This is a genomic window from Parablautia muri (assembly GCF_009917485.1).
GTDB classification, from domain to species: domain Bacteria; phylum Bacillota; class Clostridia; order Lachnospirales; family Lachnospiraceae; genus Suilimivivens; species Suilimivivens muri.
In genome coordinates, this window is record NZ_QZDT01000003.1 from 95,976 (window position 1) to 114,526 (window position 18,551).

At 45.0% G+C, this 18,551-nt stretch carries 17 protein-coding genes; 1 reads left to right on the forward strand and 16 read right to left on the reverse strand.

All coding sequences use genetic code 11. The features are described 5' to 3' along the window. Window positions 1-33 precede the first annotated feature (33 nt). Entirely contained in the window at window positions 34-1,248 is a 1,215-nt protein-coding gene (locus tag D5281_RS03620) for a sensor histidine kinase (protein ID WP_277935152.1), read from the reverse strand. A 322-nt stretch (window positions 1,249-1,570) separates the two neighbouring features. Here D5281_RS03620 and D5281_RS03625 point away from each other — a divergent pair, with 322 nt between their 5' ends. Further along, entirely contained in the window at window positions 1,571-2,527 is a 957-nt protein-coding gene (locus D5281_RS03625) for a transglutaminase domain-containing protein (RefSeq protein WP_160558786.1), read from the forward strand. Between the two features lie 4 nt (window positions 2,528-2,531). Here the strand turns inward: D5281_RS03625 and D5281_RS03630 are convergent, their stop codons facing one another. The 15 genes from D5281_RS03630 to D5281_RS03700 all read right to left on the reverse strand — a co-directional run bounded on the left by D5281_RS03630 (window position 2,532) and on the right by D5281_RS03700 (window position 18,538). Then, window positions 2,532-3,326, reverse strand: a complete 795-nt coding sequence (locus D5281_RS03630) for an ABC transporter permease (RefSeq protein ID WP_160558787.1) — start codon at window positions 3,324-3,326, stop codon at window positions 2,532-2,534. A gap of 106 nt (window positions 3,327-3,432) precedes the next feature. Next, window positions 3,433-4,251, reverse strand: coding sequence for an ABC transporter permease (locus D5281_RS03635; protein ID WP_160558788.1), 819 nt, complete (start codon window positions 4,249-4,251; stop codon window positions 3,433-3,435). Continuing rightward, entirely contained in the window at window positions 4,238-5,209 is a 972-nt protein-coding gene (locus tag D5281_RS03640) for an ABC transporter ATP-binding protein (RefSeq protein ID WP_330584799.1), read from the reverse strand. Before D5281_RS03640 ends, D5281_RS03635 begins: the two co-directional genes overlap by 14 nt. Before the next feature lie 233 nt (window positions 5,210-5,442). Further along, window positions 5,443-6,489 (reverse strand): C40 family peptidase, encoded by a 1,047-nt coding sequence (locus D5281_RS03645; RefSeq protein ID WP_277935153.1) that lies wholly within the window; start codon window positions 6,487-6,489, stop codon window positions 5,443-5,445. Between the two features lie 91 nt (window positions 6,490-6,580). After that, window positions 6,581-7,528, reverse strand: coding sequence for a bifunctional riboflavin kinase/FAD synthetase (locus D5281_RS03650; RefSeq protein ID WP_160558789.1), 948 nt, complete (start codon window positions 7,526-7,528; stop codon window positions 6,581-6,583). A 90-nt stretch (window positions 7,529-7,618) separates the two neighbouring features. Continuing rightward, window positions 7,619-8,542: a tRNA pseudouridine(55) synthase TruB gene (gene truB, locus D5281_RS03655; RefSeq protein WP_160558790.1), complete on the reverse strand. Its 924-nt coding sequence runs from the start codon at window positions 8,540-8,542 to the stop codon at window positions 7,619-7,621. A gap of 81 nt (window positions 8,543-8,623) precedes the next feature. Then, the gene (locus D5281_RS03660) at window positions 8,624-9,583 is read right to left on the reverse strand and encodes a DHH family phosphoesterase (RefSeq protein WP_160558791.1); all 960 of its coding nucleotides are present in this window, start codon (window positions 9,581-9,583) and stop codon (window positions 8,624-8,626) included. After that, on the reverse strand, window positions 9,580-9,954 hold the full coding sequence (rbfA, locus tag D5281_RS03665; RefSeq protein WP_330584801.1) for a 30S ribosome-binding factor RbfA: 375 nt from the start codon (window positions 9,952-9,954) through the stop codon (window positions 9,580-9,582). The genes D5281_RS03660 and rbfA overlap by 4 nt, the downstream gene beginning before the upstream one ends. After that, the gene (gene infB, locus D5281_RS03670) at window positions 9,951-13,319 is read right to left on the reverse strand and encodes a translation initiation factor IF-2 (protein WP_160558792.1); all 3,369 of its coding nucleotides are present in this window, start codon (window positions 13,317-13,319) and stop codon (window positions 9,951-9,953) included. Before infB ends, rbfA begins: the two co-directional genes overlap by 4 nt. Before the next feature lie 100 nt (window positions 13,320-13,419). Next, window positions 13,420-13,728: a L7Ae/L30e/S12e/Gadd45 family ribosomal protein gene (locus D5281_RS03675; RefSeq protein WP_160558793.1), complete on the reverse strand. Its 309-nt coding sequence runs from the start codon at window positions 13,726-13,728 to the stop codon at window positions 13,420-13,422. After that, complete coding sequence (rnpM, locus tag D5281_RS03680; RefSeq protein WP_160558794.1) at window positions 13,718-13,987, reverse strand: RNase P modulator RnpM; 270 nt, start codon at window positions 13,985-13,987, stop codon at window positions 13,718-13,720. The genes D5281_RS03675 and rnpM overlap by 11 nt, the downstream gene beginning before the upstream one ends. Window positions 13,988-13,999: 12 nt before the next feature. After that, entirely contained in the window at window positions 14,000-15,325 is a 1,326-nt protein-coding gene (gene nusA, locus D5281_RS03685; RefSeq protein WP_160558795.1) for a transcription termination factor NusA, read from the reverse strand. A 123-nt stretch (window positions 15,326-15,448) separates the two neighbouring features. Then, on the reverse strand, window positions 15,449-16,024 hold the full coding sequence (gene rimP / locus D5281_RS03690; protein ID WP_160558796.1) for a ribosome maturation factor RimP: 576 nt from the start codon (window positions 16,022-16,024) through the stop codon (window positions 15,449-15,451). A 134-nt stretch (window positions 16,025-16,158) separates the two neighbouring features. After that, window positions 16,159-17,151, reverse strand: a complete 993-nt coding sequence (locus D5281_RS03695) for a CPBP family intramembrane glutamic endopeptidase (protein WP_160558797.1) — start codon at window positions 17,149-17,151, stop codon at window positions 16,159-16,161. A 52-nt stretch (window positions 17,152-17,203) separates the two neighbouring features. Beyond that, window positions 17,204-18,538: a sugar phosphate nucleotidyltransferase gene (locus D5281_RS03700; RefSeq protein WP_160558798.1), complete on the reverse strand. Its 1,335-nt coding sequence runs from the start codon at window positions 18,536-18,538 to the stop codon at window positions 17,204-17,206. Window positions 18,539-18,551: the final 13 nt, after the last annotated feature.

Genomic DNA, 18,551 nt, shown 5'->3' on the forward strand with positions numbered 1-18,551 from the left:
TATCCTCCACACAGAGTAAAATTTTGTTTGCTTTTAATTCCCCCGTAATCCAGATTTTCCCATTGCTCTTTTATATTTGATGCCATGATACAGGGAATTTTCCACAAGGGGCTGTAACGTCAGCTTTAATATTTTGTACTTATATATCTCCGGTTCCATCACAATCTCATAATCCAGGATATCCTGATAGCGTACCTGTTGGATCTCCAAATAGCCCCGAATATGCTGTTCTTCTTCACGGATTGTAATATACTCTTTCCCTTTGCTTAACACCAGCCTGAAAAATTCCGACAACGCCACCACCATATCCACCGCTTTATCGGGATTATCCCCTTCTATCAGCCAGACAATCGTATCCAAGGTGTTATACAAAAAATGCGGATTGATCTGCTCCTGCAAAAGCCGCAGCTCCGCATGCCGCATTTTCCGCTCGTCCTCTTTAATCTGATGCACCAAAACCTCCAGATTTTCCGACATATCATTGACACTGTCCGAGAGAACTTCCAGCTCATCTTCCGTCTGCATCCGCACCCTGTCCGAAAAGTTTCCCTCCGCAATCTGGCTTGTTATCCGGCACAACTCCTGAATTGGCTCTGTGATACTGTTTAAAATGGCCATAGTAATTAAAATCACCGTAATAATGATACATGCTCCCAACAAAATACTGATAAAAATAACATGTTCAACCTCCGTATTTAACTGTACCTTCAACTGTTCTATACTTCTGGTCTGGTAATAAATATAATGCTGGATATCATCCTGTATCAATTCTGTCAAAATATATATGTCATTGTCCAACATTTCCGTATTCTTCTCATACTGCCCATCCATTTCCTGGTTTTCCCTGATATCGTCCACCCTGTCCTCCAGCGTATCAAGGTTGCGCAACAAACTCAAAAGCCAGATTCTGCTCTCCCTGTCCATGGTCATCCCCAGCAGGTTATTTCCCTCCATCCTCAGATCCGCAAGAAGCGTATACGGGTTCTTTAATGTCCCATCCTCCTCAACCGTATCAAAGGTAACATTACTGACCACAAGCTTATAGAGACTCTCATCCATCTCCTCCTTAAAGTTCATATTGTAATTGTTGGCAAGCGTCATGCTGCTGACAATCTGGTCATAGGCGCGGCTATAGTTTATAAGCGATATAATCAGATAAATTGCCACATAAAGAATCGGCACCATCGCCACCACTACAAGTACAATCAGTTTATTTCTCAGGGGATACTTTATTTTTTCTGCTGTCATATCATTTTTCCTCATACCTTTTCCTTAGACTACCTTATCACAAAAATCCGCTTTTTTCATCAACAGGGGCAAATTTATACTTTTTCACCGTCCCCCTTCCTGAACCGACCTTATGGTTCAAAAGGAAAAAGCGGCCAAAAAGAAGCATAGATTGTCAGGAAAACGTATCTTTCAGATGTTATAGTAAAACCAAGCCGGACAGATGCCGCGCTTTTTCAAACATATTCTAAGGTGCCAGGTAATGGATTACAAATATGGCGCAAAGAAATTTTGAGAATTTACAAGTTATAACCAGAAGAAAAAAGGTTGGAGGTGCAGATTTATGGAAAATGATATTTTGGAGCATTACAAAGAAACGGGAATTTATACTTATGCAGGCGCCTATGGCGATTACTTCCGCTCCCTGCCGGACGAAATTCCCGTGCTGGGCAGACTCATCTGCGGGCAGGTGATACACCGGGTAACACTTAAGGAGGGGAATACAAATGCAAACGAAAAGCTTTTGTATGGCGATATGAATCGTTACCCATGGCACCGCATGCGATGTGAGGACGATGTCTTTTTGACAGCGCCGGCCCTTACGGCGGAGCTGTTTAGGCTGGATGGGAGAGGATTTGTAAAGGATCGGAAGGTAGAAAATAAGCTGGTGGTAACATGCCGTTATGTGTCGGTGCTTACGAGTGCGGTTTTAAAGGCTAAAGGAATACCTGCAAGATGCCGTGCCGGGTTTGCGCCATATTTTATGGAAGGCGTCAGCATGGACCATTGGATTAATCAGTATTACAGCAAGGAGGAGGGGCGCTGGATCACTTTTGACGCAGATGGCTTCTATGAGGAGGGCGGCATGCCTCTTTCACAATACAATATGCCCCAGGATAGCTTTGACTGGGTGGCAAAAGCCTATCTGGCGGTGCGTAAAGGAAAAACAGACGGGAAACAGTACCTGTATGCAGACAGACTGGGAACCTGTGGACTTCCTGCGCTTATCCGCTACCTGGTTTATGATTTCCATGCGCTCATGAATCATGAACTGACCTACAGCTTTCTTCCGGCTTATCTGGATGGAAGACTTGCGTGCCTGACAGAAGAAGAACTACTGGAGCTGGATGTGCTGGCAGGTTGGCTTTTAGAACCGGATAAACATTTTGAATCCCTGCGTAAGCTTTGGCATCAGGAAAGGAAATTCAGAGTCTTAAACAGTCCGCTTGTGGGAGCCTATGACCACGGGGCCGAATTTTCAGATATGCCCCGGGTTGAAGGAGTTTCCAAAAATTTTTAAGCTATTAGTTTCCTGTTCCTGCGTATCGCCCAACGCCCTTTGTCCAGATAAAAGCGGCAATCACCAGCATCAGAAGGGCCACCAACGGGCTAAAATACTGCCAGATTTGAAGGCCGCCTTCCGCTTTATGCAGTAAAACTACGCTGGGATAATAGTTAATAAAGGCCACCGGCAGAAAACAGGTTACGAATATTTGAAAATATCTTCCAAAAATGTTTACCGGGTACTGCTGCATCAATACGGTGAACCGTTCGGCAATGGAAACGGCAGCTCCGGATCGGGTAGTCCAGAAACAAAGGCTGGCGCCCACCCAATTGATAGCGACCTGTATCAGTGCCCCGGAAAGTACGCAAATTACAAAATAGATCCACTGGCCGGCATTCCATTGCAGCTTTATTTGTGTGCCGGCAAGGATAAATCCAAGAAATCCTACCAGAAAATCACCAACACCTGTGTAACTGATATCTTTTCCAATAAACTGCAAAAAGGGGCTTACAGGCCGAACCAGATAGGCGTCAAAAGTACCGTTTACAATCATTTCTTCTAAATCTGACAAATGCCAGAAAAATACGCCATATATGCCGCGGCTTAACATCCAGAAGCTGTACAGGAACATTAAATCCCAAATATTCCAATTACCCAGCGTATTAAAATTGTATACTAAAATGCCAATCAAGGAAAGGTTCACGGCGTTTAGTATTAATACACTCACAATGCCCACAAAAAAGTCGGCTTTATACTGCACCTTGCCTAAAATAGCTACACGCAGAAATTGTCCATATAATCGGATATACCCCATATAAATCCCCCATTTCTGCCAGCAATCCGCCAATTTGGACGCAGGCACAAATCTATAGAAAAAATACTTGCAAATTTGATGACGGAAAAATCGAAGATTTTTCCGTCTAGCCTCCTTGTATCATCACTCTGGTAAAAACATGCTTCATCAGCAGCCGGGAGGAAATCCAGAGCAGGATAATCCAGAAAAACTGCACCCCCAGAGCCTTAAGCATATCCACACCTGCATCATTCCCAATGTAAATAGACATGGGAATTGCGTAAATACAGCGGAAAGGAAGGATGTCGCTGATGATTCCCAAAACGCCCGGGAAAATCCACAATGGCACCATTTGGCCGGAAAAGAAACGGAGCACGGCATTATAGCCCCAATTGATATTTTTAATGTTCATGGTGACCATACTCAGCAGGCCCAAAATAAAGTTTAAGAAGAAGCTGACAACCACAGAGCAGGCCAAGCTACACAGAAACCCTAAAAAGCATGGTAATGCAGGCAGTTTAAGAGAAAACAGGAAACAGGCGGCAATCAAAGAGGGCAATACCAGAAACAGGAACCGCACTGCAAGGCTGCCCATGTTTTTGGCAAACATATAAAACTGGAAATCAACAGGCTTCATGATATCCATTTCAATCGTTCCCTTGCGCACCTGTTCCATAATGTAATTCTGCGGTCCATTCCTGGGATGCAGGATTGCTTCTAAAGCAACCCCCAGCACCGCATAAGATATCATCTGCCCAAGGGATACGCCCACAGCGCCGGGATTTGCAGCATATAAAGCCCGCCATACATAGCCCACACTGTACATCATAAGAAAAGTATAGATGAAATTGAGCCAGAAAGACACACGGTAAATTGTTATGTTATAAAACTCATTGCGGAGAAAAGCAATGCCTGTCCGCAAATCTATTCCACTAGCTGCTCTCATAGAGGTTCCTCACAATACTTTCAATATCAGGCTCAATAATTGCGATATCCTGAATAGGAAACCGGTCATCTATTGCATGGACCAGATGAAGCGGGGTTGCTTTGGATCGGTGAAAGGAAAACCATTTGCGGTTCCCTTCGCTTCTGGTTAACTCTGCATTTTCAATTTCAAAATCCGGCACCGGCTTCTCAAATTCTATCATCAGGGAACGGACTGCACCAAATCGCGCTATCATACTTTCCAGGTCACCATCATACATCAAATGCCCGGAATCAATTACCACTACGCGGGAGCAAAGCTTTTCTATGTCCCCCATATCGTGTGTGGTCAGTAAAATGGTAGTGCCCTTTTCACTGTTGATTTCAGAGATAAAGTCGTGGAGATATTTTTTGGAAACAACATCTACACCGATCGTGGGTTCATCCAGAAAAAGGATTTTAGGAGAATGCAGCAGTGCGGCGCAGATATCTGACTTCACACGCTGGCCCAGGCTCATCTGCCGTACCGGTTTGTTGATAACCTCCTCCAGCCCCAGCATAGGAATATATCTGTCAAGATTTTTCTGGTATACAGCAGTGTCGATTTTGTAAATTTCCCGCAGCAGGCGATAGCTTTCAATCAACGGTACATCCCACCAAAGCTGTGTTTTTTGGCCAAATACTACACCGATTTGTTTCGCATTTTCCATACGCTGTTCAAAAGGTCTGATACCATCTACTGTGATACTTCCGGAAGTAGGCTGCAAAATACCGGAAAGCATTTTGATTGTGGTGGACTTCCCGGCGCCGTTTTTTCCAATGAAGCCAACGATTTCCCCATCGCCTACGGAGAAGCTGATGTCGTCAACGGCATGTTTCACGGTGTATTCACCGGAAAACAGATTTCGTATAGCAGCAAATTGGCCCTTTTTCTGTACAGGTATTTTAAATTCTTTTGTTAAGCGCTTTACTTCTATCAAAACCAGCCCTCCTAAAAACTGAAAATTCTTCTAAAGTAACAGATTTCATGCTTTATCCGCCTACCTTAGAAGAATTTCATATTTATTAACCATGCTCTTTTCTCAACGTGCGAATTTGTGCGCTCAAGCACAAATTTGCGGTTGAAAGAATGCAATTCTTTCAACCTTATACCCCTGCATACCGCAAGCTCTGCTTATGGTACTGCGTTCATTCTGAATATTACAATCTTAAACTATTGAAGAATCCGCACCATCTTTTGAGGTGTCCGATAGTTATAAGAAGAAATTTTGATACCTGTCTTAGGACTGCTGGCGTGAATAACCTGTCCGCCTCCAATGTAAAGAGCCACATGATTAATTGTACCTCCTTTTGCATAGAAGACCAAATCTCCCGGCTGCAGCTCCGAAGCCTTTATGCTTGTCCCCATATTAGCCTGCGCCCTTGAGGAATGCGGCAGTGAAACTCCATACTTAGCAAAGACGCTGAGCACGAAACCGGAACAATCCGCACCCTTTGTAAGGCTGGTGCCACCCCAAACATAAGGATTTCCCAAAAACTGCTTGGCATACTGACATATATCTACACGAACGTCCGAAACACCTTGTCCATACATAAGCTCTGTCATGGTAATCGCTGTTTCCAAATCTGATTTTACTTCCACATAATCGCCGGAAACAAATACTTCCTCATCATCCAGATAAACCTTAATCCAGCCATCGTCCTGTATTTCCACAATGTCAAGGGATTCTCCTGAAGCCACCTGGGTAACCACCTCTGCCTCTAAGCTGGGAAGCTCTCTGATGTTAAGACCGTCCGCAGTTGCCACTGCGATAGCGGAGGCCAGCTCTCCCCCTCTCTTTTTCGCTTCATAGCCGGTGATCAGATATTCTTCCTTTACATATCCTTCCACCTTGCCGGAAGTGATATAAGCCCAGCCGTCCTCACTGCTTACAATCTCACAGGCCGCATTTTTAGGGAGCTTGCCGACCATCTTCCCTGACTCATCAGGCTCCTGCCTTATATTTAAATTGTTTTCTTCCACATTACATATTCCAAGGTGGGTGTATCCCCATAAGGCCCCTTCCGCCTCCTTGGCAATCTCCACATACTCTATTTTTGACAGCTCAGAAGTAAAAAGCTCTCCTATTCCTGCTGTCAATAATTCTTCCGTATCCTGTGCATTCCTTCGGCTCAGCTCCGATGCCTGTACCCCAAGGGGCTCTCCTAAGAGAAGCAAAGATGCAAGTATACAAACTCCGCATTTTATCTGTCTTTTCAAAACAAAACCTCCAAGGTTATTACAAATTTGTTACAATTCTTACACAATCATTATAGCAACTTCCCCTGGGGCTGTCAATTTATTATTTTATTTATTTGCTCAGAGCTGGCGAATGGCCAGCACTGGTAAAATAATCAGCGCCTTGCTGAATGTCTCGCTCCATCTGTCTTTTCAAAGCTTCCACACTTTCAAATTTCTGCTCCGGTCTTTTAAATTGTAATAATTCTGTCACAATTTCTTTGCCATACAGATCCCCCTGGAAACCATACAGATAAGTTTCCACACTGACATCCGAATCCGCCTTGACCGTAGGCTTTTGCCCGATATTTGTTATCCCCTGGTAAATACGCTCCCCGTAGGTCACCTGTGAAAAATAAACCCCTTTGGGCGGCAGCAGCTTTTCCTTCACAGGATAAAGATTTACCGTAGGCATCCCAAGCCGCCTTCCCAGCCTGTTTCCCGGCTCCACTTCCCCTTCAAAGCTATAAGGCCTTCCCAAAAGCTCGTTTACCATAGGCATATCACCCTTTTCCACCATTTCCCGCACCAGGCTGGAGCTAATTTCCTGTTCTTTATAATAAACCTTATCAATTATCTTAACCTGATAAGCAAGCTCCCCTGCCAGCTTACAGAGCAATTCCTTATTTCCAAGCCCTTTGTAGCCAAAAGACAAATCCTCGCCCGCCGCAATATAACCGGCCTTCATCTGCCCTGTGAGAATTTTTCTTACGAATTCCTCTGCCGGGGTTGCAGCCGTTTCCTTGTTTAATGGGAATTCGATTAGAATATCAATCCCCAGATCCTCAAACATCTTCCGTTTTTCCCGGCGTGTGGTCAGTTCGGCCTCCGGTGCCATTCCAAAAAAAGCAGCCGCTGAGGGGTGAAAAGTAAAAACCACCGCTTTTAATCCCAGTTCTTTCTGTTTTAAAATATGAGAAAGCAGCTCCACATGTCCTTTGTGAATGCCATCAAATTTTCCTATTGTAACAGCGCTTCTGCACATTAACTGAAAATCAACTGTATCCTGAATTATTTCCATATTTATTATTTATCCTTTCAAAGGCAGCAGGAAAATAGTCAAAACATCGCCTGAAAATCTTCCAAACGCATATAACGGTCTGCAAATATCTTATGTCAAAAACATTTTAACAGCGCTAAATAATCCACGCTTATCATCATAACGGTAAATCCCAAAAAAGACGTTCCGGTGACTATACACCCTGAATTTTTTTCCCTCCGGCCAGCCTGCATCTTCTCCTTCTTTTTCTAAAAGGTCAAATAAAATATCCTCCCTCATAAGCTGATTCCCATTCTGCAGCTTGCCAAAAGCCTCCTCCTTCACAGCAAAAGCGGGCAGCTCCTCAAACATTCGCTCTACCGGAATAATCGCGCCAGAGAGCTCTCCCTCTTTCGCCATCTGCTCCAACGCATCAAGCGTATATGCCTTATCTATTTCAAATTTCCCTACTCTCGTTCTTTGAAGGCTTACCATCACCCCGCCACACCCTAAACGCCTGCCCATATCATGGCACAGCGTTCTGATATAGGTCCCTTTAGAGCATACCACCTTTATCCTGTATTCAGGATGCTCTCTTTGCAAAATTTCCAGTTTGTAAATCCTAATCGGCCTGGCGGCGCGCTCCACCTCCTGCCCCTGTCTTGCCAGCTCATAAAGCTTTTTCCCATTCACCTTTAAAGCGGAATACATAGGCGGCACCTGCATGGAATCCCCCAAAAAGGACAAAATAACCTTTTCTGCCTCCTCCTGGGATACCTTTACTTCATTTTCTTTCAGAACCTTCCCGGAAATATCCTGGGTATCTGTCACCAGGCCCAGCCTAAGAAGCGCAACATATTCCTTGCTGCTATCCGTTAACATATCGCACAGCTTTGTGCCATTTCCAAGACATACAGGAAGAACCCCTACCGCATCCGGGTCAAGGGTTCCTGTATGGCCAATCTTTTTCTGTTTACAAATACCACGAAGCCGGGCCACCACATCATGAGAAGTATACCCCGCCTCCTTATATACATTGATTATCCCATGGTACATCTGTACAATTCCTCACCCTGTCCATAACCTGCGTTTTCCTAAATACCCAATGCTGCTTCTGATAAGCAGCCGGTAAACAGCTCACTTTTTGCCTTTCAGCTGTATTGCAATCTGGGACGACAAATTGTTGACAATATCGTAAAAGGTTCCCTGCATGGTCACCCCCGCTGCCCTCACATGTCCGCCACCGCCAAAGAAAGCCGCCACCTTTGCCACATCCACCTTTCCATTTGAACGCAAACTTACCTTGTACTCCAAGGTATTGGTCTGGTACATAAAAATAGCGCACTCCACCCCTTTGGTGTTTCTCAACTGGCTTACAATTCCATCCAAATCCTGGGGTTCGGCCCGGTAAAATTTCATGGTTTTACGGTCAATCACACTGACCACGCATTTACCGTCCATAAACATAATGCTCTCAAGCAATGCCCTGCCGAGAATCTGGGTCTGTACATAAGTCTTTTCATAAAAGGTCTCATCAATCAGCCTGGGGAAATCAAACCCATAGGAAATCAAATCCGCTGCCGCCGCTAAAGTGGCCGGAGAAGTATTGGAATATTGGAACACACCCGTATCATGTATGATTCCTATGTAAAGCGCCTTGGCAATCTCCTCGTCCAGCATAGCTTTATCTGCAATCCCATTATAAACAAGTTCACTGGTGGAACTCGCCTCCGGCACAATATAGTTCACATCCCCACAGCCCTTGTTGCTGATATGATGGTCTATGTTAATCTTTTTCTTTGCCCCGTCAAAATATTTTTCCGCTTCTCCTAATCGCTCCTTTGCCGTATCTAGTGCAAAGAACACGTCAAAGCTTTCAACATCCGCGGCAAAATCCGTATGTATTTCTTCCACATCTTTGATGCAGGAGAAGATATCCGCCGGCTTTTCCAGCATAACCACTACCCTGGCGCCGGGGCATACCTTTTTTAAATACAGGTAAAGCCCCATCACCGCCCCGACACAATCGCCATCCGGCCTTATATGGCCGCTGATTCCAATCGTGCCGGCTCCCTTTACTTCTTCATATAGATTCATAGTTCTCTCCCGTTCTGTCCACCGTTAACCTCATCAATCAATTTAGACATTCTAACCCCGTATGCAATGGACTGGTCAACAATAAAACGTATTTCAGGTGTATTCCGCAAATTAATCCTGTTTGCTAACTCCCTTCGGATATACCCTTCCGCACTTTTTAGTCCTTCCACGGTATCATTCTGGACTTTTTCACTGTCATCGCCGTATACGCTGATCCATGCTTTACAGGTCTTTAAATCCGGCGCCACCTCCACGGAAACCACAGAGGTAAGAGGGCTGATTCTTGGGTCCTTTAAATCCCTGATAATCTCAGCCAAAACTCTTTGCACCTCTCCGTTAATTCGGATGTTTTTTACACTGTTTTTTCTCACCTGGGAACCTCCACCATAATATATGCCTCTACAATGTCAAGCTCCTGCATCTGGTCAAAGCCCTCGAATACAAGTCCGCACTCGAATCCTGACCTGACCTCCTTCACATCATCTTTGAAGCGTTTTAAGGAGGCTAAGGCGCCTTCGTAAATCTGCTCTCCCTCTCTGCTGATTCGTATCTTGCAATCTCTCTGGAATGTACCGTCCAGCACATAAGATCCGGCAATATTTCCGACTGCGGAGGCCTTGAAAATCTGCCTTACTTCCGCATGTCCGATGACTTTTTCCTCAAAAATAGGGTCAAGCATACCCTTCATGGCCGCTTCAATATCTTCAATTGCCTGATAAATTACCTTGTAGAGCCTTATGTCAACGCCTTCTCTCTCTGCAATGGTTTTCGCCATGGCATCGGGACGCACGTTGAAACCGATAATAATTGCCGATGATGCAGAAGCTAAAGATACGTCAGATTCATTGATAGCGCCTACGCCGCCGTGAATGCATTTCACCACCACTTCCTCATTGGAAAGCTTCATAAGGCTCTGCTTAACGGCCTCCACACTGCCCTGCACATCCGCTTTGACGATAATGTTCAGTTCCTTCAAATTACCTGCCTGAATCTGGCTGAAAAGATCGTCAAGGGACATCTTTGCCTTGGTTTCTTCAAGCATTTTTTCTTTATTTTGAGCAAGGTAGGTCTCCGCATAGGATTTGGCTGTCTTGTCATTTTCATGGGCGATAAACACTTCTCCTGCGCTGGGCACATCGGAAAGGCCCAGGATTTCAACAGGAGTTGAGGGAAGGGCTTCTTTCACCCTTCTTCCCTTATCGTCTATCATTGCCCTTACCTTGCCATGGCTGGCGCCTGCGGAAATAAAGTCTCCCACGTGAAGGGTACCCTTTTGCACCAGCACCGTAGCAACAGGCCCGCGCCCTTTATCAAGCTCCGCTTCTATTACAAGACCTCTTGCACGCCTGTCAGGATTGGCCCTTAGCTCCATGATCTCTGCTGTAAGCAAAATGGTTTCAAGGAGCGTATCGATTCCTTCGCCGGATTTCGCTGAAACAGGAACAAACTCTGTGCTTCCGCCCCAATCCACAGGAATCAGCTCATATTCTGTCATTTCCTGCTTTACTCTGTCAATGTTAGCGCCAGGCTTATCAATCTTATTCACTGCAACAATAATCTCTGTTCCTGCTGCTTTTGCATGGTTGATTGCCTCAACCGTCTGGGGCATAACGCCGTCATCGGCCGCTACCACTAAAATCGCAATATCCGTAGAGTTTGCACCGCGCATACGCATAGCCGTGAAAGCTTCATGTCCCGGCGTATCCAAGAAGGTGATGGACAGCCCATTCACATTTACAGTATACGCACCTATGTGCTGTGTAATACCTCCCGCCTCTTTATCCGTCACATTTGTCTTACGGATTGCATCAAGCAGGGAAGTCTTTCCATGGTCAACATGGCCCATAACACAGATAACCGGCGGTCTGCTTACCAACTTTTCGGTTTCCTCGTCCTCCTCTTTTAAGAGCTCCTCAATTACGTCTACTTTCTTTTCCTTTTCGCAGATAATATCGTATTCAATGGCAATATTTTCCGCATCCTCAAAAGAAATGTCCGAGTTGACTGTCACGATTTTCCCCTGAAGGAAAAGCTTTTTGATAATAGCGGAGGGCTGCATTTTCATCTTGTCAGCTAACTCCTTGAGGGTGAGGGATTCCGGAATAACAATTACCTTGATCTGCTCCTCAGCCTTTTCTTCCACCTTCTTTTCAGGCTTAATAAACCGGCCGGCTTTGTTCTTATTCTTTACAACCGCTTCATCCTCTTCATAGATAAAGTCCTTCTTAGACCGTCTATCCTTCTCCTGGCTGATTCTACGCTTTTCTTCATCTCTGCGTTTTTCTTCCTTAACGGGGGCCTCCGGAACGAAACTCTTACCTGGCTTTTCAGGCCGCTTAAATCTACCTTCCTGCCCCTGGCCTCCTCTTTCACTGCGGTTATTATTGTTACCAAACCTTGTGCCATTTCTATCAGCCCCATTACCGCGGAAATCATTCCTGCTGCCCTGATTCCTGTCACGATTAGCTCCATCAAACCGGCGGGAATCATTTCTGTTATTCCGTTCTCCCTGGCTGTTTCCGGAATTTCCCTGGTTTCTTTCATTTCTTTGACGCCTTTCATCCCTTCCGCCTGACGCTTTCGCATTGTTATTATCCCTTCCGGCATGTACAGGCCGCTCCCCTGACCGGTCTCCCGTCCTTTTTGCCGGTCTGCCGGCCGCATGATTAGCCGGCGATGCTCCATCTGTTCTTCTGTTCCCAGAGGGATTAGATGAAACAGACATAGGCCCATTTGCGGGCGTGCCTGTATCTGATGCCGCATTTGCAGATACATTACTCTGTATTTTTGCAGTGGTATCAGACCCATTTACACCCATTCCGGCCGCAGCTTTGGATACGGTCTCCTCTGCGGCCTTTGCTGCTTCTGCCTCCCTTGCCGCTGCTTCCATAGCTGCCCTCTCAGCTTCCGCCGCCTTTTGTGCCTTAGCCGCTGCATTTTTGGCCGCGATTCTTTCATTCTCCATCTTCCGTACATTCTGCTTAAAGTCAGCATTTATACTCTCAGGTACGGAGGGCGCTGTCAGCGGTTTGATAATCCTATGAGGCGCTTCCTGCTGGGGCCTTCCCTGTCCGGTACGGTTTCCGTTTCCTGATTTATTTCCCTGCTGAGGGCGTCTCTCACCCTGGGCAGGGCGTTTTTCTCCCTGCGAGGGACGTCTCTCGCCCTGACCCTGACGCTGTTGTCCCATAATATTACTATTGTGAGGATTGCTCACAAAAATGATTTTCTTCTTTTTCTTAGCCGGCTCTGCCGTTTTAGGCTCTCTTGCCCTGGTCTGGTCTGCTGCTTTAGACTGTTCTCCCGCTTTGGCTTGATCTGCGCCATTTTGACCGGCTTTTCCATCCTTGTTCTCCCGGTCCTTTGATTTTTCAGACGCTTCGCTTGATTTCGATTCAGCAGCAGCTTTTTCGCCATTTGCAGCCTCATTTGCTTCCACTATCGTCTTTTTCGTACCTGCGCTTTGATTTTCTTCCACTGGCTTCTTTTCCTCTTTCTTCCTCTCTGTTTCTTTTGCAGGCTTTGCTTCCGATGGCGCACCTGCCTTTGCAGCCGCTTCTGTCCCTGCCGTATCTTTTTCTTTTCCAAAGGTTTTTCTGACCATATCGGCCACTTCCGCCTCCAAAGAACTCTGCGCTGCTTTCACTTCAATTCCTTTATTCTGTAAAAAAGCAATCACTTCCTTGCTTTGCTTTCCCAGCTCCTTTGCTATCTCATGCACTTTAATTTTGGCCATTCTAATCCTCCATGGTACCAACGCCCCTGCCTTTAGAGTGTCAGCACAAATTTGTTGACTGAAAAATTTCTGGTTTTTCAATCTGTCTTTGTCTTAATTTTTATGAATCTTCCAAACGTTTTATTATCGCTTCCGCTAATCCTTTGTCCATAACTGCCACAGATGAGCGCACATCCTTGCCAATTGCCATTCCAAGCTCTGCCTTGGTTCCGTATAGATAAAAGGGTATGTTATAAAATCTGCATTTATCTGTAAACAGTTTTTTTGTATTGTCAGAGGCATCACTGCTGACAATTACCAACTCTGCTTTCCCTGCCTTGACTGCCTTTTCCGTAGAGAACTCACCGCTCACTAAATTTCTGCCCTTTACAGCCAGCCCTAGCAGGGATAAGATCCTGTCATTTCTCAAGCGTATCAAACTCCTTTTCCAGATTGTCGTAAACTTCGTTTGGAATTTTCATTTTAAAAGACCGTTCCAATCCTTTATTCTTACGTGCCTTCACAAGGCATTCCTTTTCCTTACAAAGATAAGCGCCTCTTCCATTCTTTTTCCCGGTTGCATCTAACAGGATTTCTTCTTCAGGGGTTTTCAGTACACGCATCATTTCTTTTTTGCCTTTCATTTCCCCACACCCTACGCACTGCCTTAAGGGAATTTTTTTTGCCATCCAAATTCCCCCTTACTGCGTCAGTTCGGAAGCTTCTTCCGGTTCATAGGCTTCTGATTCCTGGGAAGTTTCATATTCATCATAGGACTCAGCCTCATCTTCTTGATAGGTTTCCTCATACACCCCGCCGTCATCCGCCGCATACGCCTGGGTTCCTGTCTCCGGTTCATCTCCATCCACGTACTCGGATACATCGCCTTCTAAGTCTTCTGTGTACTCTGTCTCCTCGCCATATTCCTCGTACTCGCCATATTCATCCTCGTCAAATTCATCCATATAATCTTCATACCGAAATCCGGGAGCATCCTTGGCCTGGGTCTCACTCTTGATATCAATCTTATAACCGGTAAGCCTTGCCGCTAATCTTGCGTTCTGTCCTTCTTTACCGATTGCAAGGGAAAGCTGGTAATCTGGTACCACCACCTTGGCCGTCTTTTCATCCGGGTCTGCAAACACTGCAACAATCTTGGCAGGAGAAAGTGCATTTTGAATCAGGTTTCCAGGATTGTCATCCCAATTAATGATATCAATCTTTTCCCCCCGCAGCTCCTCCACAATTGAGTTGACCCTGGCTCCGTTCAAGCCGACACATGCTCCCACCGCATCCACATTTGGATTATTGGACCTTACCGCCATCTTGGTACGGCTCCCCGCCTCTCTGGCAATACTCATAATCTCCACGGTTCCGTCCTTAATCTCTGTTACCTCCGCTTCAAAAAGACGTTTTACCAATTCCGGGTGAGTACGGCTGACCAAGATTCTAGGGCCTCTTGGGGTGCTCTTTACCTCCAGAATATATACTTTGATTCTCTCCGTAGGTCTGAACACCTCGCCCTTCACCTGCTCGCTTTCATTTAAAATTCCATCTGCTTTTCCAAGGTTAATGCTGATATTCTTACCGATATAGCGCTGCACAATACCGGTTACAATGTCCTTTTCCTTCTCAAAATACTGATTGTAAATAACGCTTCTTTCTTCCTCACGAATCTTCTGTAAAATCACATTCTTCGCATTTTGTGTGGCGATACGTCCAAATTCCTTTGACTTTATCTCCACATGAAGAATATCCCCTAAAGCTGCATTGCTTTTTATCTCCTGGGCATCCGGCAGGGAAATCTGTAAGCATTCATCCTCCACTTCCTCCACCACTTCCTTTTCCGCATAGCACAGAAAATCACAGGTGTCTCTGTCAATTTCCACTCTTACATTGTCAGACTTGCCAAAGTGATTCTTGCAGGCCGTAATCAGAGAGTTTTCAATCGCTTCAAAGAGAGTCTCTTTGCTGATTTCTTTCTCCTTCTCCAAAATATCTAACGCTTCCATTAATTCTTTGTTCATTTCCCTTATCCCTTTCTGCCCCTTATTATCTTTTAGGCCAACTAAACTGTTATGATTTATGCAGTTATTGCATAAGCCCGTGTAAACAAAAATAACTCCCTAAACCTTACTTCCATGCCAGAGTTAAAAATCCAGCGCAAGCTTCACTGTGGCAATATCCTTTCTGTTAAATACTCTGACTTCCAGGGCAGCATCTTCTAAGACAGCATCTTTCGCATCATTGCTTCCCTGTGCAGCCTCCTGTACGGAATTGTCCTTTCCCTTACCTTTCGTTCTTACCTTATGATGACTATTATTACGAATTTCCAGCGTAAGCGTATCCTCGTCAAATGCTTTCAAAATACCTGTAAAGTCCTTTGTGCCATCTACAGGCTTGTAACACTTTATGTCCACCTCACATAAAAGACTTTTCTGAAGGTGTTTATCCTTTTTCAGCTGCCGCCCAAGTCCCGGAGAACTCACCTCTAAAATGTAGGCATCCTCAATAAAATCTGTTCTGTCAAGCTCATCCGACAAGGCTCTGCTGACTGCCTCACAGTCATTTATGGTCACTCCCTCGTCCTTGTCAATGTAACACCTTAAGTACCAGTCGCTTCCCTCCTTCACATACTCCACATCATAAATTTCTACATAATTGGCATCCGCTATGGGCGTTAACAGCTCCTCGGTCCTTACTTCATACCTTTCTCTTTTTGTCATTCATACACCCCTTACCTGCTTCTATTATTTAGTCCTTAAAAAAGAGTGGACCGCCAAGTCCACTCTAGATTAGTAAGCATCTTAATATCTTTTGTATTGTAGCACTCCAGTACCCAAAATGCAATACTATTTGCTTATTTTTCAGCATTTTCTTCCTTTTGCAGGAGATAAAGCAAACCTGCCGCTGCGAAAATGAATCCGGCTCCGCCTATCAGCCCCACCGGCATTGGCCCTAAAAATACATTGTAGGGATTTTCTAAGGATGTGCACATAATACCTGCCGAGGCAAGGCCATTCATTGTTCCATGTCCTATCACCGCCGGAATACAGCTTTTTGTTTTGATGGTCAAGTAAGATAGAATAATTCCAAGCACCGTGCAGAAAATACACATTGCAAAAATACCTAAATAAGGAAATCCCCAATAGCCCACTCCATAATTATGCCCCATTATAATAACAGGCGTATGCCACAGTCCCCAAATGATTCCTTCAAGCAGCAGCGCAGGGATTACCTTAAAACGCTTTAACAGTTTCGGCAACAGATAGCCGCGCCATCCCCACTCCTCCCCAAAGCAATTTAAAAAATTTACAAAAGGGGCAAGAAGGATACCTGTGAAAATCTGTATAGAAACCACCATTTTAATCTGCTCGCCGGCCAGCTCTGTACCGGCCGCTTTGGTCTGCGCTTCAAGCATTGCCCTTGCATAGCCCAGACCCGGGTCAAACTGCTTTGGAAAAATGACAAAATACAAAACAGCGCCAAACAAAATAAGAAAAGCAAATCCAAACCATGCCAGCCCATAATATTTCAGGTTTCCCTTTAAATTGAAGGACAGCATCAAATGTTTTATTTGAAATCCTTCCTTCGTGAGAAGGCGGGTAAAGAGCACGCCAAGGGCCGGGATGAACATAACGCCTGTCACCAATAATTGCGCCATGTAAGCCTTCTTAATGTCCACATCGCCTGCCAGAGGCATAATGACAAAGATTTCAATTGCAAAAGTAAGGATAAAGGTAAAGGCAAGATATAGGACAATCCGTCTATCATGCAATCGCTTTTCCTCCATTGAACCGTTCTTCCTATCATTACTTTCTATTATACTGTCTTGCTTCATAAATATACCCATAAATCTCTCCTTTACGTCACATATGTTGACAAAAACACTTTGTCAGGATATTTTAAATTCCATTTTGATATGTCAGCGGCCATGAAAATTTCTGCTTATCCAGTACGCTTATCTCCCTGCCCAGCTGCACCTCAATCACTTTCAGCTCCGTATCCGCAATAATAGTATGCCTGCATCCTGCTGTCATAGAAATCACATCTCCCGGCGCTATGGCTTTTTCCTCCCCATCTACAATCGTTCTTCCTCTGCCGGAAATAACGGTCCACACCTCGTCCCGCAATTGATGGCTATGATAATTCATCTTATGTCCCGGATTTAGAGTCACCTTAATGGTCAGACTTTCATCCTCCACATCCAAAACCCTAAAGCTCCCCCAGGATTTTTCCGCAAACATAATCTGCTGGCTGATTTGATCCACAAAAGGCTTAATGTAGCTGGACTGTTCTTTGTCAGAAACTAAAATTCCCTCCGGACTTGCAGAAACAACAACATTCTTTAAGCCCATACACAGTACCGGAACGTCCAGTTCATTGACCACATGGACATTCTCACATTTTTCATTTAATATAGCATCTCCCACACAGGCATCTTCCATCGCTTCTGTAAGGGTATTCCAGGTACCCAAATCCTTCCACTGTCCCTGAAAGCGCATTACCTTAATATTTTTTTCTTTTTCTCCTACCGCATAGTCAAAACTGATTTTATCTAAAGTGTCATATTTTGCAAACAAATCCTCATAATTTTCAAAATCAATCAGCTCATGGGCCTTTTCCAACATATATTCCAGCCGAAAAGCAAATACGCCTCCATTCCACAGCGCCCCCTGCCGAATATATTGTCCGGCCCTTTCAGCATCCGGCTTTTCCTTAAAGGTAGCTACCCTGCTTATCTTTTCCTTGTCTACCGGAATCACATATCCATATTTTTCACTTGGGTACGTAGGCTCCATCCCCAGCAGCGCCAAATGGACGCTGTCCGTTAGGGCAATTTCCCCTAACTGTCTTATGGCTTCAAAATAATCTTTTTCCACATAAGGATCCACAGGACACACAATCACAGCCTCCTGCCCTGAAACCCCCTTTACGTCATGAAGGTAAGCTGCTGCCAGAGCAATTGCAGGAAAGGTATCTCTTCTACAAGGCTCTACACAAACGCCCACCTCATCTCCAAGCTGATTATGAATAGAGGATGCCTGTGTCTTAGAGGTAGCTATGGTAACCGTAGCATCCTTGTCTACCGTACGTATCTGTCGGTAAATACGCTGTACCATAGACTCGTACTCTCCATCCTCCCGCTTAAAAATCTTAATAAACTGCTTAGAACGAATATCATTGGAAAGCGGCCACAAACGCTTTCCTGATCCTCCTGACAATAAAATAATATGCATTTTTCCGTAGCCT

What these genes read in the sequence shown, in the direction of transcription:
- D5281_RS03620 (WP_277935152.1), bottom strand. Translation starts at nt 1,248, where the DNA reads ATGACAGCAGAAAAAATAAAGTATCCCCTGAGAAATAAACTGATTGTA.
- D5281_RS03625 (WP_160558786.1), top strand. Translation starts at nt 1,571, where the DNA reads ATGGAAAATGATATTTTGGAGCATTACAAAGAAACGGGAATTTATACT.
- D5281_RS03630 (WP_160558787.1), bottom strand. Translation starts at nt 3,326, where the DNA reads ATGGGGTATATCCGATTATATGGACAATTTCTGCGTGTAGCTATTTTA.
- D5281_RS03635 (WP_160558788.1), bottom strand. Translation starts at nt 4,251, where the DNA reads ATGAGAGCAGCTAGTGGAATAGATTTGCGGACAGGCATTGCTTTTCTC.
- D5281_RS03650 (WP_160558789.1), bottom strand. Translation starts at nt 7,528, where the DNA reads ATGGAAATAATTCAGGATACAGTTGATTTTCAGTTAATGTGCAGAAGC.
- truB (WP_160558790.1), bottom strand. Translation starts at nt 8,542, where the DNA reads ATGTACCATGGGATAATCAATGTATATAAGGAGGCGGGGTATACTTCT.
- D5281_RS03660 (WP_160558791.1), bottom strand. Translation starts at nt 9,583, where the DNA reads ATGAATCTATATGAAGAAGTAAAGGGAGCCGGCACGATTGGAATCAGC.
- infB (WP_160558792.1), bottom strand. Translation starts at nt 13,319, where the DNA reads ATGGCCAAAATTAAAGTGCATGAGATAGCAAAGGAGCTGGGAAAGCAA.
- rnpM (WP_160558794.1), bottom strand. Translation starts at nt 13,987, where the DNA reads ATGGCAAAAAAAATTCCCTTAAGGCAGTGCGTAGGGTGTGGGGAAATG.
- nusA (WP_160558795.1), bottom strand. Translation starts at nt 15,325, where the DNA reads ATGAACAAAGAATTAATGGAAGCGTTAGATATTTTGGAGAAGGAGAAA.
- rimP (WP_160558796.1), bottom strand. Translation starts at nt 16,024, where the DNA reads ATGACAAAAAGAGAAAGGTATGAAGTAAGGACCGAGGAGCTGTTAACG.
- D5281_RS03695 (WP_160558797.1), bottom strand. Translation starts at nt 17,151, where the DNA reads ATGGGTATATTTATGAAGCAAGACAGTATAATAGAAAGTAATGATAGG.
- D5281_RS03700 (WP_160558798.1), bottom strand. Translation starts at nt 18,538, where the DNA reads ATGCATATTATTTTATTGTCAGGAGGATCAGGAAAGCGTTTGTGGCCG.